The organism is Allobosea lathyri, from assembly GCF_900108245.1.
Lineage (GTDB): Bacteria > Pseudomonadota > Alphaproteobacteria > Rhizobiales > Beijerinckiaceae > Allobosea > Allobosea lathyri.
The window spans coordinates 1-13,988 of record NZ_FNUY01000014.1; the positions used below are offsets into that span (position 1 = coordinate 1).

The window sequence follows — 13,988 nt, forward strand, 5'->3', positions numbered from 1 at the left end:
ATCGGCCAGAACCAGGGCATCCAGTTCCCGATCGCCAGGGCCTACGCCAATATGCGCGCAGCGGAGTTGATGGTGCGCGAGGCGGTGAGACTCTACGAGAAGGCCGAGAACTGCGGCGCGGAGGCCAACATGGCCAAGATGCTGGCGGCGGATGCCTCGTTCGAGGCGGCCAATGCCTGCATCCAGACCCATGGCGGCTTCGGCTTCGCCGAGGAATACGACATAGAGCGCAAGTTCAGGGAGACGCGGCTCTACCAGGTCGCGCCGATCTCGACCAACCTGATCCTGTCCTATCTCGCCGAGCATGTCCTGGGCATGCCGAGGTCGTACTGATGTCTGGCGAGGATTCAGCCATCGACATCGAACATCTTCGCGGCTGGGTCGGCCGCGAGGATATCGGCACCGACGTTCTGAGCGAGGATCACGCAAAGGAGGACGGTCACGGCTTGAGGCTGTGGACCGCGAAGCAGAACGGCTCTGTCTGCATGGCTGCGATCGACGACGACGCCAACCAGTCCGGCCAGGTGCTGGCGGCGCTGCTGGGCTGGTCGCAGGGCACCTGCGGCCATGGGCGCCTCGCGCGCCGCGGTCGATGCCGGCTATGCGCCCAATGACTGGCAGGTCGGCCAGACCGGCAAGGTCGTGGCACCCGATCTCTACATCGCGGTCGGCATCTCCGGCGCGATCCAGCATCTCGCCGGGATGAAGGATTCGAAGGTCATCGTCGCCATCAACAAGGACGAGGAGGCGCCGATCTTCCAGGTCGCCGATTACGGCCTCGTCGGCGATCTCTTCACCATCCTCCCTGAGCTCGACGCCGAACTCGCAAAAAGGGGGCGGTAATCGAAGAGACCCGATCTTTCCGCTCTCGAATTTGGGATGCCAAGCACATGAAAGCGCGTCGAAGCCATGTCGAAATGGAAAAGCTCGATTTCCAGTCCGGATGGGAGCCCCTTGCAGGGTTTCCCGGGGGGCTGGACGTCAAGATGTTGGCCGACGACCTGAACGAGGCCGAGAAGACCGGGGGCCGAACCCGGCTGGTGCGATTCGCTCCGGGAACCGCCACCACAACGCCCCTGACGCATGATTACTGGGAGGAAGTGTTCCTGATCGAGGGGCGTCTCGGCACGGTCGCAAGTGACAACGCCCATGCTGCACCGGCCTATTCCTGTCGACCGCCAGGCACTCCCCACGGGCCGTTTGTGTCGGATACCGGCTGCATTCTTCTCGAACTGCAATACTATTCGGCGGCTGGGGCGACGGTCACATAATCTGACGGCGGGCGGGCGGCCCTGACGCGGATCTCGTCAATTGCGATCGGAAGCTTCCACGCACCGGCCTGCGGCTTGACGCCGCCTTGGGCCCCTCTATGGTCGGGCGCGATCAAGGTTCTTCGGGCTCCGGCCCGAGGCTAAGAGGGAATTCGGTGAGGTGCTTTGCGCCAAATCCGAGGCTGCCCCCGCAACTGTGAGCGGCGAGCTCTTCACCCATCGTCCACTGGCGCTTCGGCGCCGGGAAGGCCGGGCGAAGTCAGCGTTGACCCGCGAGCCAGGAGACCTGCCCTGATCGCAGAAGCGTCTTTCGGGCGGGGTGTCCGGGGGGATTTGCGTCGGCGGCAGGTCGCAGACCACCCCCGAACCTATCCGCTCAAGCTCCCGGCTCATCATCTCGGGGAGCGATGAATTCCATGTTCACGATGACAGACCGCGGCGGCGCAGCCGCGAATGGACTCTTGACGGCGCTATCGCGCGCGTCCTATTCAAAATGTAACATAGTTACATTTAAGGCTGGGCTTCGCGAGGTCTCCGGACCTGGCAACGGCCGCCGCCACCCGTCAGAGATCCCGATGCGCAACCCAACACGCCTCCTCTACCATTCTCTGGCCGTTGCCGTCGGCATGTCGCTATGCGGGGCAGCCTCGGCGGCGCCGACGCAATATCCGCTGACGCTGGAGAATTGCCGGGAGACCGTCACCTTCGCCGGGCCGCCCAAACGCGTCGTCGCGATCGGCCAGACGCAGACGGAAATCCTTTACGCGCTCGGTCTCGGCGATCGGGTGGTGGGCACCGCCGTCTGGTTCAGCCCGGTGGCCAAGCGCTACGAAGCGGTCAATGCCGGTGTGAAGCGGCTCGCCGACAACGATCCGAGCTTCGAGGCCGTCGTTGCCCGCGAGCCTGATCTCGTCACAGCGATGTTCGAGTGGCACGTCGGGCCCAACGGCATCGTCGGGAAGCGCGACCAGTTCGCCAGATTGAAGGTGCCGACCTATGTCTCGCCGGCCGATTGCGTCGGCAAGGACAATTCCGGCCCCGGCGATGGCGTGCGCACGCAGATGTTCTCGATGGAGCTGGTCTATCGCAACATCCGCGAATACGGCCAGATCTTCGACGTCGCTGATCGCGCGGACAAGCTGGTTGCCGAACTCCGGGAACGGGAAGAGCAGGCGGTCAAATCGGTGGCCACGCTCAAGGCGCGCGATGTGCCGGTGGTGGTCTGGTTCTCCAGCCGCGACATCAAGGGCGACGGGTTCATGGCCGGCAAGACCGGCGTTCCCGCCTATATCCTGTCCAAGCTGGGCGCCCGCAACATCATCACCAGCAATGAGGAATGGCCGCTGGTCGGCTGGGAGAGCATCGCTGCCGCCGACCCGGCGGTGATCGTCGTGGTCAGGATGGACCGTCGGCGCTTCCCGGCCGACGATATCGATCTCAAGCTGAACTTCCTGAAGACCGATCCCGTCGCGAGCAAGCTCGGTGCCATCAGCGAAAACCGGATCGTCGTCATGGATGTCGGCGCGACCCGGGCCGGGCTCGACACGATCGACGGCGTCGAGGCGCTGGCCAAAGCGATTGCCGGTTTCGGCATAGCGCCTTGAGCCACGCCGTCCACGGACCGAACTGGCCGGCGCGATTTGGCATCGCGCTCCTCGCCGTGATTGCGCTTGCTGTCGCAGTTGCTCTCGCCGTCACCATCGGCGAGATGGCGATCCCGCTCGACACCGCGCTGAAGGCGCTCGGAAACGGGCTTTTCGATCTCGATTTGCCCGTCAGCGCGATCCAGCAGGGCGTGATCTTCGATTATCGCCTGAGCCGGGCCGTGATGGCCGGGCTCTGCGGCGGCTCGCTTGCGCTTTCGGGCGCGATCCTGCAGGCGCTGCTGCGTAATCCGCTGGCCGAACCTTACATCCTCGGCATCTCGGCCGGCGCTTCCACCGGCGCGGTCGCGGTAATGATCCTCGGCGTCGGCGGCACGGCGATGACCGTGTCCGCCGGGGCCTTCATCGGCTCTTGCGCGGCGCTGGCGGTGGTCGCCCTGCTCGCAGCGGGGGCCGGCGGGGCGAGCGATCGCGTCATCCTGGCGGGTGTCGCGGCCTCCCAGCTCTTCAATGCGGCGACCGCGACCATCGTGACGACCCTCGCCAGCGCCGAGCAGGCGCGCGGCGTCATGTTCTGGCTGCTCGGCAATTTCGGCGGCGTGCGCTGGCCCGATTTATGGGTCGCGACGCCCGTCGCCCTCCTCGGCTTCGGGATCTGCATGCTCCACGCCAAGGCTCTCGATGCCTTCGCCTTCGGCGCCGATGCGGCCGCCTCGCTTGGAGTGGCCGTGATGCGCGTGCGCATCGTGCTGTTCGCCACGACTGCGGTTCTGACCGCGGTGATGGTCAGCATCGTCGGCACGATCGGCTTCGTCGGCCTCGTCATCCCCCATGCCGCCCGTTTCCTCGTCGGCGCGGGTCATGCGCGGTTGCTGCCGGCCTGTCTCGTCATCGGCGCCATCTTCATGATCCTTGCCGATATTCTCTCGCGAGTGCTCGTGCCCCAACAGATCCTGCCGATCGGCGTCGTGACGGCACTGTTCGGCGCCCCGGCCTTCGCGTTCATTCTCTATCGTGCGCGAACCCCCGCATGACGCTTGCGAGCCGGGATATCCGCTGGAGCGCCGGGGGACGGATGATCGTCGATGGCGTGACGCTCGAAGCGGCGCCCGGGCGAATGCTTGGGCTGATCGGTCCGAATGGCTCCGGCAAATCGAGCCTGCTGAGACTACTTTGCCGCCTGCGCAACGCGGCGAGCGGCGTGGTGATGCTCGATGGGCGCGACATTGCCCGCGTGCCACGGCGCGATCTGGCGCGCCGGCTGGCCTTCGTCGAGCAACAGGCGACCACCGAGATCCAGCTCTCCGTCTGCGACGTGGTCCGGCTCGGCCGGACACCGCATCGCGCGGCCCTGGCATCATGGTCCGAGGCGGATGAAGCGGCCGTTACTGCCGCGCTGTCACGGGTCGGTCTCGAAGATCGGCACGACCAACTCTGGCATACGCTCTCGGGCGGGGAGCGGCAGCGCGTTCACATCGCCCGCGCACTCGCGCAGGAGCCGAGCGAACTCATTCTGGACGAGCCGACCAATCATCTCGACATCCAGCACCAGCTCTCGATCCTCTCATTGATCCAGCGGCTCGGCATCACCTGCATCGTGGCTCTGCATGATCTGAACCTTGCCGCGCTGTTCTGCGACGAGATCGCGCTGCTCCATGAAGGCCGGCTTCTGGCGGCCGGCTCGCCCGAAACGGTGCTGACGGAGGAGATGATCCGGACCGTGTTCGGGGTGACCGTCGCGATCCGGCCCGGCGCCACGGGACGCAGGCATATCGAGTACCTGATCGACACCGGTCGCGATGCAGCCAGGGCTCTCGAGGGTGCCAAGGGCTGAGCGCGCGCAAGGTTCAACGGCGATATCAGTTTACCGTAGCCACCGAATTGGCCTTAAACGTCGTGGCATCCCATATCGCTTGGTCCGAGCGCTGACGCAATGTCCTGGGCGGCGTCAGCGGGTGTCCGACAGCGACATCTCCCTGCAATCCCTGGAAAATCAGGCAAGCCCGGACAGGGTCCCGGCGTGATCGGCAAAGCCGCCCGCATCGAGCGCATTGCGACAGGTGAGATTGACGGTGCCAGCAATGACGATGGCCGGAGGGCGTGTTTGCTTCATATGGTTGATGGTTATCGTGCATTGGTTGTCTAGTATACTTTTATACAACTAAATTACGCATCTATGACGAATAACTACATGCGTTTTGTCATATAATCCATCAAAAATATCATAGCCAGATAATGTTTCACTGCAAAGAAGGATGTGATCCTTCATTGATCTGTCACCTTCGCTTCCTATTGACTTGTTTACGAACGGTTAACCCTCCGTCAGGCGGCCGCGCGAACGCGTAGCATCATCCGGTGCGACGTCGGTCTCGTCGTTTGCCTGGCATTTCCAATGACGTCGAAGAGGAAGATTCAACCATGGCGCTCGGTACAGGTTCGATTGCGTTTGTCGGGTTCAATGCGGACGGCAATGACAACATCGCCTTCGTCGCACTCACCGGTATTTCGGCCGGCGAGACCATTGTCTTCGAGGACAATGAGTGGAACGGCACTGCTTTCGCGAACACTGACGAGGGCGCCTTCAGCTGGACCGCGACGGCCGGTGTCGCCGCCGGCAGCATCGTCAAGATCGACAATATCGGTACCGGTACCATCAGCGCGAATGTCGGAACGGCCAGCAGCTCGGTCTCGGGCCGTGGCGGCAACCGCGGCATCAGCTCTTCCGGTGAGACGATCTACGCCTATCAGGGCTCGGCCTCTGCCCCGGTCTTCCTGACGGCGGTCACCAATGGTGGCTTCAACGCGTCAAACGGCGTGCTGACCGGTACGGGCCTGACAGCCGGCGTCAACGCGCTGGATCTGAGCACGCTCGATGCCGACGCCGATGTCGCCGCCTTCACCGGCGCCCGCTCGGGAGCCGCCACCTTCGCCGACTATCGCGCCAGCATCAACACCGCGTCGAACTGGATCGCCGAGGACGGTACCGGCGATCAGAGCACGAACGGAACGGCGCCCGACATGCCGTTCTCGTCGACGACCTTCACCGTCACCGGCACCGGCGGCACATCCGCCAGCGCCGTCGCATCGTTGACCGTCGATGCCGGATCGAAGCCCGAAGGCGAGACCTTCCAGTTCACCGTGACGCTCAGCGGCACCGTCACCACCGACACGGTCGTCACGCTGCAGGCCTCGGGCGCCACCGCCGATCTCCTCTCTGTTCCCACGGCCGTCACCGTCCTGGCGGGCCAGAGCACTGCGAGCTTTACCATCGATTCCGTCGAAGACACGATCACTGAGGCTGACGAGAGCTTCACCGTCACGGCGACCCTGGGCGCCTCGTCGCAGCAGGCGGCGGCTACGATCGTCAATGACGATGGGACGAACCTCACCTTGATCAGCGCGATCCAGGGCACGGGTGCGGCGAGCGCCAGGGTCGGCCAGACCGTCACGGTCGAAGCGATCGTCGTCGGCGACTTCCAGAACGGCGATGCCGATGGCGGGCGCAATCTCGCTGGCTTCTGGCTGCAGGAGGAACTGGTCGATCAGGACGGCAATGCGCTGACTTCGGAGGGCATCTTCATCGCGCAGGGCAGCCTGGGCACCGACGTCCAGCTTGGCGACCGTGTGCGTGTCACCGGCTCGGTGGCTGAAACCTACGGCAACACCGAGATCAATGCGACAGCGATCTCGGTCGTCGGCGCGAAGGCGGTCGCCGACGTCAACACCATGGCTGTCGCGATCGACCTGCCCGCGGCAGGGGTGCAGGGCTCGAGCGGCGTCTACACCGCCAATCTCGAAGCCAATGAAGGCATGCTCGTGAAGTTCAACGAGAAGCTCACCATCACCGAGCAGTATAATTTCGATCAGTTCGGCGAGACCCGGCTGATCGAGGGCAGCCGCCCGAGCTCCTACACCATGAACAACGAGCCGAGCACCACCGGTTTTGACGCGCATCTGCGCGAAATCGCCTCGCGCTCGATCATCTTCGACGATGGCCGCAGCGTGTCGAACCCCAATCTCGACAATGTCCTCACCGATGGCGCCTACAACTCCGCCACCGCACCCCGGATGGGCGACACCGTGACCGGCCTCACCGGCGTGCTCGACTATGATTTCAACCAGTTCCGCGTGCATGCGGTCGAAAATGGCGCCGGTATCAATGATTTCGTCTCGGCGAATCCGCGCCCGGCCACTCCTCCGGGCGTCGGCGGGACGCTGAAGCTCGCCAGCTTCAATGTGCTCAACTACTTCACCACCCTCGACAATGGCCAGATGACCGCCAACGGCTTCGAGCCGCGCGGCGCCGAGACGACCGCTGAGTTCCAGCGCCAGACCAGCAAGCTGGTCAACACCATCCTCGCGCTGGATGCCGATGTGCTCGGGCTCATGGAGATCGAGAACAACTTCACCCTGGGTGCGAGCGGCAACGCGATCCAGTATTTGGTCAATCAGCTGAACTCGACAGCCGGCTCCTACAAATTCGACTGGGTCCGCCCCGGCCAGAACTTCGTCGGCGGCGACGCCATCGCGGTCGGCTTTATCTATGACGTTACCTCCGTGCGCGTCTCCTTCGACACGCAGGTCTCGATCCTCGATGACAGCGACGTCGCGCCCTCGCTTCTGGCCCAGAGCACGATCGGCCATATCTTCAACGGCGCCAACACCAGCCGCGCCGCGCTCGCCGTGACCTTCGAGGAGATTGCCACCGGTGGCGAATTCACCGCCGTGGTCAATCACTTCAAGTCGAAGGGCGGCACCGGAACCGGTGGCGATGCCGACGTCAAGGACGGCAATGGCAGCTGGAACGATCAGCGCACCCTGGCCGCGGAAGCGCTGCTCGACTGGCTCGACACGAAGCCGACCGGCACGACCGACACGGACATCGTCATCCTCGGCGACCTCAATGCTTACGCGAAGGAAGACCCGATCGATGTGCTGGTAAACGCCGGCTATCGCGACCAGGGCGCCGGCGATTACGGCTATGTCTTCGATGCCCAGAAGGGTTCGCTCGACCACGTCATGACCAATGGCAGCCTGACGACGCAGGTCACCGGCGTTGCCAACTGGCACATCAATGCCGACGAGGCCGATGCCCTCGACTACCAGCAAAACTTCAACAGCGATCTCACGACCAATGAGCGCAACCCGGCGATCTTCGACGCCAGCGCCATCGCGCGCGTCTCCGATCACGATCCGATCGTCATTGGTCTCGACCTCAAGGAGGCTTCCATTTTCACGCTTCAGCTCCTGCATTTCTCCGATGGCGAGGCCGGCCTGCTTGCTGGCTCGACCGCCAAGAACATGGCAGCCCTGGTCGACGCCTTCGACGGCGCCTACGCCAACACGCTGATCCTCTCGGGCGGCGACAACTTCCTGCCGGGTCCGTTCATCGCGGCCGGCACGGACCTCTCGGTTCGCGGGGCGCTCAATGCCGCCAGCGGCTCGACCATTGCCGCCGGCGCCAACCTGCCGGTTGCCGGCGCCGATATCGCCATCATGAATGCGATCGGCGTCGATGCCTCGACGATCGGCAACCATGACTTCGACCTCGGGTCGCGCGTCCTGCGCGATGCGATCACGCCCGGCTCCGTCTCCGGCTGGTCAGGCGCCAACTTCACCTATCTCTCGTCGAACCTCGATTTCTCAGCCGATGCGGACCTGAAGCCCCGCTTCACCGAAACGATGGGCAACGGCGCGACGCCGACGCCGGAGCTCAGCACGCTCAAGGGGCGCATCGCGCCTGCCGCGATCATCACCAAGGGTGGTGAGAAGATCGGCCTGATCGGCGCGACGACGCAGATCCTGGAGCGCATCTCCTCGCCGACCGGGACCGAGGTGAAGGGCTTCGTGGGTGACGGCGCCGAGGTCGACGACATGGACCTGCTGGCGAGCCAGCTGCAGCCGATCATCGACGAACTGATCGCCGAGGGCGTCAACAAGATCATCCTGCAGACCCATCTGCAGCAGATCTCCAACGAAAAGCTCCTGGCGAGCAAGCTGCGCGGCGTCGACATCATCCTCGCCGGCGGCTCCAATACGCGCCTCGGTGACGCCGATGATCAGGCGGCCTCCTTCCCCGGCCACGACGCCTCCTTCGAAGGCAGCTATCCGGTCGTCACCGCCGGTGCCGACGGCAAGACCACGCTGATCGTCAACACGGACGGCGAATACAGCTATCTCGGCCGCCTCAAGGTCGATTTCGACAGCGAGGGCAACATCATCGTCGGCAATCTCGCCACTGACGTCGCGATCAACGGCGCCTATGCCTCGACGGCCGACAACGTCGCCAAGGCCTGGAACACCACGGTCGCCAATCTCGAGACGACCGCTTTCGCCGAAGGAACCAAGGGCGACAAGGTTCGTGACCTCACCGACGCGGTGCAGAACGTCATCAACGTCAAGGACGGCACTGTCTACGGCTTCTCCGAGGTCTATCTCGAAGGCGAGCGGGCGATCATCCGCAACGAGGAAACCAATCTCGGCAGCCTCTCGGCCGACGCCAATGCCGAAGCGCTGCGCGATGCGCTGGGAACGGCGCGCCCCGACTTCGTCGTCTCCCTCAAGAATGGCGGCGGCGTCCGGTCCCCGATCGGCACGGTCTCGGATCCCGACCCGGTCACCGGCCGCGTCGACAAGCTGCCTCCGCCCGCCAATGCCGTCACCGGCAAGCTCGAAGGCGGCGTCTCGCAGCTCGACATCGAGAACTCGCTGCGCTTCGACAACAAGCTGATGGCCTTCGACACCACGGCCAGCGGGCTCAAGGCGATCCTCGAACATGGCGTCGCCTCGCTCGGGAACCAGGGCCGCTTCCCGCAGATCGGCGGTGTCTCCTTCTCCTATGACCCGGACCTGCCGGCCGGCAGCCGCGTCTCCGACATCGCGCTGACCGACGCCTCCGGGCGCACCGTGGCGCTCTACGACAATGGCGCGCTCGTGACCGGCGCGCCGGCTGTGATCACCGTGGTGACGCTGAGCTTCCTCGCCAATGGCGGCGACAGCTACCCGATGAAGGCGAACGGCTCGAACTTCCGTTACCTGCTCGCCGATGGCGGGCTCTCAGGCTCGGTCGACGAGGCGCTCGACTTCACGGCGGCCGCAGTCGTCGCGGCAAACACGCCCGCGGGCTCGACGTTGCTTGGCGAGCAGCAGGCTTTCGCCCAGTACATGCGGGACTATCACGGCACGCAGGCGACGGCCTACGATGTTGCCGATACGACCGCGAAGCTGGACGAGCGCATCCAGAACCTGAATGTCCGCGCGGACACGGTGCTGGAAAATGCCGGGAAGATCTTCGGCACGGATGGCGACGACATGCTCGTCGGCAGCGCTGGCGCTGACGTCATCACCGCGCGTCTCGGCGACGACAAAGTCCATGCCGGCGCCGGCAACGATATCGTCGATGGCGGCGAGGGTGACGACGTGCTCGCCGGCGAAGATGGCGACGACCTGTTGAAGGGCGGTGCGGGTGACAACGACCTGTTCGGCGGAGTTGGCAACGACATCCTCGTGGGCGGCGCCAATGACGATCTGCTTGATGGCGGTGATGGCATCGACACGGCCGACTACTCTGGCGATACCGCCGGCATCATGGTCAACCTCGCAACCGGCAAGGCCGAGGGCAGCGCCATCGCCGAGGACAGGCTCGTCTCGATCGAAACCGTCATCGGCGGCTCGGGCAACGACATCCTAATCGGCGACGGCAACGCCAACCACTTCGTCGGCGGCGCGGGCAACGATACCATCGACGGTGGCGCGGGCTTCGACACGCTCGATCTCTCGGCGGCGACGGGGGTGGTCTCTGTCGACTTCACCCGAGGCCTTGTTTCGGGAGCCGGCATCGGCAGCGACAGCTTCGTCAATATCGAGAAGCTGCTCTTCGGCGCGGGCAACGACATCGTCACCGGCGGCAACGGCGACGACGCCTTCGACGGCGGCGCGGGCAACGACACGCTGAAGGGCGGTGCCGGCGACGACGCGCTCACCGGCGGGGACGGCGCCGACCTTCTCGAAGGCGGTTCGGGCAACGATGGTCTCCTCGGCGGGCTCGGCAACGACACGCTCAAGGCGGGCTCGGGCAATGACCGGGTCGAGGCGGGCGAGGGCGATGACACGGTCGACGCCGGTTCGGGCGACGATATCGTGCTGGCGGGCGCCGGCAACGATGTGGTCGATGCCGGCTCGGGCGACGACCGGATCGAGGGCGGCGCGGGCAACGACACGCTCACGGGCGGCTCCGGCCATGATAGCTTCGTCTTCGCGGCGGGCTTCGGCAAGGACATGATCACAGACTTCAGGACGACCGGCTCGAGCTCGGATGTGCTGGAGTTCTCGAGCGCGATCTTCGCCGATTTCAACACGGCGTTCTCCGCCGCCCAGCAGGTCAGTTCCGACACGGTTTTCACCATCGACGTCGATACCAGCCTCATCCTCAAGGGTGTCCAGCTCTCGACCCTCGCCCAGGACGACTTCCGCTTCGTCTGACGGGTCGACCTGTCGACTGAATGAGAAGGGCGCCGAAAGGCGCCCTTTTCTGTTTTGTCTCCCGTCAGGACAGAGGGGCCCTTCGCCATCTCCCCAACTGTCCTCGCCTGGCGGAACCCAAACCAGATCGACGCGCATGTGAACGCGTTGCTTGCGAAGAACCAGATGTATCTCCGATGGAAGCGCCGTTGAGCCCCCGCGCCAGGGGGAGGCCGCGAGCGCAACCGTTACCGATGAGCGATGGAGCGACGCAGGAGATCGGCGAAAGGCCCGCGGCCGAAGAAGGGCAGAAAATGAAACGGATGAATCTTATTGCGTAAGTGAAATATTTGTTTCGAATCCCATATGATCGCTGTTAGGCTCGCGCCTATGGACCGATCTGCCCTACAGAACGCGCTCACGGAGCGTTTTGCGACGCTGCCGACGCAACTGCGGGCCGTCGCCCGCTGGGTGCTCGATCATCCCGCCGATGTGGCGCTGCTGACGACGCGCGAGCAGGCCAAGCGTGCCGGTCTGTCCCCGGCGACCTTCACGCGGCTGGCACAGCGCATGGGCCTGCCTGGATATGATGCCCTGCGCGCGGCCTATGCCGCTTCGCTGCGCCAACGGCCCGATGGCTTCGTCAATCGCGCCACGGAGTTGCTGGAGCGCCACGGCGACGAGGGCGATGGCGCCCTGGCGCAGGATATGTTCGCCGCGCTGGCCGAGCATATCCGAGCTCTTCGCGAGCCGGAGTCGATCGCGCGGCTGGAACGCGCTGCCACCATGCTGGCGGATGCGCGGAGCGTCTTCTGTTTCGGACTGCGCTCGGCCTTTCCTGCCGTCTACATGCTCGATTACATCCGTGCGATGATCGGTGCCGGTTCCGTGCTCTGCGATGGCGCAGGCGGACGCGGTGTCGATGCTCTGCGCCGCATCGGCCCCGGCGACGTGCTCTTCGTCGCCTCGGTCTCGCCCTATACGCGCTTGACCGTCGAGGCGGCTGTCTATGCTCGCGACAAGGGCGCGGCGATCGTCGCGCTGACAGACAGTCTCCATTCGCCGCTGGCGGCGCTCGCCGACGAGACCGTCCTGGTGCGGACCGAGACGCCCTCCTTTTTCCACACGATGACGCCGGCTTTCGCGGTCGTGGAATGCCTGGCTGCACTGATGACTGCGAAACAGGGCAAGCCGGCGCTGGATGCCATCGCGGCCAGCGAAGCGCATCTCGACGTTTTCTCCACCTATGAGACCGCGCATCGGACCAGTCGGAGACGTAAATGAGCCAGATCCTGCATCGCAGTATCGCCGGCGGTTATCCCACCGCAGTGTCGGGCGAGGGCGTCTGGCTGATCGATTCCGACGGCAAGCGTTATCTCGACGGCAGCGGCGGTGCGGCCGTCTCCTGCCTTGGCCATGGTCATCCCGACATCCGGGCCGCGATGCATGCCCAGATCGACAAGCTGGCCTATGCGCATACGAGCTTCTTCACCTCGCAGCCGGCGGAGGAACTGGCCGAGCATCTGATCGCCCGGGCGCCGAACGGCTTGAGCCACGTCTTCATCTGCAGCAGCGGTTCGGAGGCGGTCGAGGCCTGCCTGAAACTGGCGCGGCACTATTTCGTCGAGAGGGGTGAGCCCAAGCGCATCCAGTTCATCTCGCGGCGGCAGAGTTATCACGGCATCACCGTCGGCGCGCTTTCGGTCGGCGGGCGGATGAAGGATCGCGCGCCTTTCAAGGAGATGCTGCTGCAGGGCCACCATATCGCGCCCTGCTACGCCTATCGCGATCAACGCGCCGATGAGACGCTGGAGCAGTATGGTCTGCGTGTCGCCGACGAGCTTGAGGCCAAAATCCTTGAATTGGGGCCCGAGACGGTCGCGGCCTTCGTCGCCGAGACGGTTGTCGGCGCGACGCTGGGCTGCGTGCCGCCGGTGCCGGGTTATTTCAAGCGCATCCGCGAGATCTGCGACCGGCATGGCGTGCTGTTGATTCTCGACGAGGTGATGAGCGGCATGGGCCGGACGGGAACGCTGCATGCCTGCGAGCAGGAAGGCATCGCCCCGGACCTGATGGCGATCGCGAAGGGCCTCGGCGCCGGCTATGTGCCGATCGGCGCGATGCTGGCCTCGAGCCAGATCATCGCGGCGGTCCGGCAGGGCTCGGGCGCCTTCCCGCACAGCCAGACCTATAACGGCCATCCGCTCGCCTGCGCGACGGCGCTCGCCGTGCAGCAGGTAATCGAGCGCGACGATCTGCTCGCCAATGTCCGCCGCCAGGGTGCGCATCTGGAGCGCCGCCTGAAGGAACGCTTCGGCAATCATCACCATGTCGGCGACGTGCGCGGCCGGGGGCACTTCTGGGGGATTGAGCTCGTCGCCGACCGCGCCAGCAAGACACCTTTCGATCCCGCGCTGAAGCTCCATGCCCGCGTCAAGCAGGCGGCGATGGCGCACGGGCTGATGGTCTATCCGATGGGCGGCACCGCCGACGGCAATGCCGGCGACCATGTCCTGCTGGCGCCGCCCTTCATCGCCGATGCCGCCATCATGGATACGCTCGTCGAACGGCTCGGAGAAGCCGTCGACGCCGCGATCGCGGGCGCCTTCTAGCGCCCGCTCCACGACAAACACAGCAAAACAGGGGATTGACG

At 64.9% G+C, this 13,988-nt stretch carries 9 protein-coding genes, 1 pseudogene and 1 riboswitch; all 10 genes and pseudogenes read left to right on the plus strand.

The window, feature by feature from the left end:
- On the plus strand, positions 1 to 333 hold a 333-nt coding region (locus C4S73_RS24355; protein ID WP_146071482.1), incomplete at its 5' end, for an acyl-CoA dehydrogenase family protein.
- The gene (locus tag C4S73_RS29115; protein WP_103875195.1) at positions 333 to 614 is read left to right on the plus strand and encodes a hypothetical protein; all 282 of its coding nucleotides are present in this window, start codon (positions 333 to 335) and stop codon (positions 612 to 614) included. The genes C4S73_RS24355 and C4S73_RS29115, both read left to right, overlap by 1 nt.
- Positions 562 to 843 (plus strand): annotated as a pseudogene (locus tag C4S73_RS24365) (electron transfer flavoprotein subunit alpha/FixB family protein); the annotation flags it as partial. The gene C4S73_RS29115 and the pseudogene C4S73_RS24365, both read left to right, overlap by 53 nt.
- Before the next feature lie 47 nt (positions 844 to 890).
- Complete coding sequence (locus C4S73_RS24370) at positions 891 to 1,271, plus strand: cupin domain-containing protein (protein ID WP_103875196.1); 381 nt, start codon at positions 891 to 893, stop codon at positions 1,269 to 1,271.
- 98 nt (positions 1,272 to 1,369) lie between these two features.
- Positions 1,370 to 1,579, plus strand: a riboswitch (cobalamin riboswitch).
- 267 nt (positions 1,580 to 1,846) lie between these two features.
- The gene (locus C4S73_RS24375) at positions 1,847 to 2,875 is read left to right on the plus strand and encodes an ABC transporter substrate-binding protein (protein WP_244595763.1); all 1,029 of its coding nucleotides are present in this window, start codon (positions 1,847 to 1,849) and stop codon (positions 2,873 to 2,875) included.
- Complete coding sequence (locus C4S73_RS24380) at positions 2,872 to 3,909, plus strand: FecCD family ABC transporter permease (protein ID WP_103875197.1); 1,038 nt, start codon at positions 2,872 to 2,874, stop codon at positions 3,907 to 3,909. The genes C4S73_RS24375 and C4S73_RS24380 overlap by 4 nt, the downstream gene beginning before the upstream one ends.
- Positions 3,906 to 4,709: an ABC transporter ATP-binding protein gene (locus C4S73_RS24385; RefSeq protein WP_103875198.1), complete on the plus strand. Its 804-nt coding sequence runs from the start codon at positions 3,906 to 3,908 to the stop codon at positions 4,707 to 4,709. The genes C4S73_RS24380 and C4S73_RS24385 overlap by 4 nt, the downstream gene beginning before the upstream one ends.
- Before the next feature lie 584 nt (positions 4,710 to 5,293).
- Positions 5,294 to 11,356 carry an ExeM/NucH family extracellular endonuclease gene (locus tag C4S73_RS28045; protein WP_146071483.1) on the plus strand — a complete coding sequence of 2,021 codons (6,063 nt, stop codon included), beginning with the start codon at positions 5,294 to 5,296 and terminating at the stop codon, positions 11,354 to 11,356.
- 369 nt (positions 11,357 to 11,725) lie between these two features.
- A complete protein-coding gene (locus C4S73_RS24395) occupies positions 11,726 to 12,619 on the plus strand; it encodes a MurR/RpiR family transcriptional regulator (RefSeq protein ID WP_160115898.1) in 894 nt (297 codons plus the stop codon).
- Positions 12,616 to 13,947: an aspartate aminotransferase family protein gene (locus C4S73_RS24400; RefSeq protein WP_103875200.1), complete on the plus strand. Its 1,332-nt coding sequence runs from the start codon at positions 12,616 to 12,618 to the stop codon at positions 13,945 to 13,947. Before C4S73_RS24395 ends, C4S73_RS24400 begins: the two co-directional genes overlap by 4 nt.
- Positions 13,948 to 13,988: the final 41 nt, after the last annotated feature.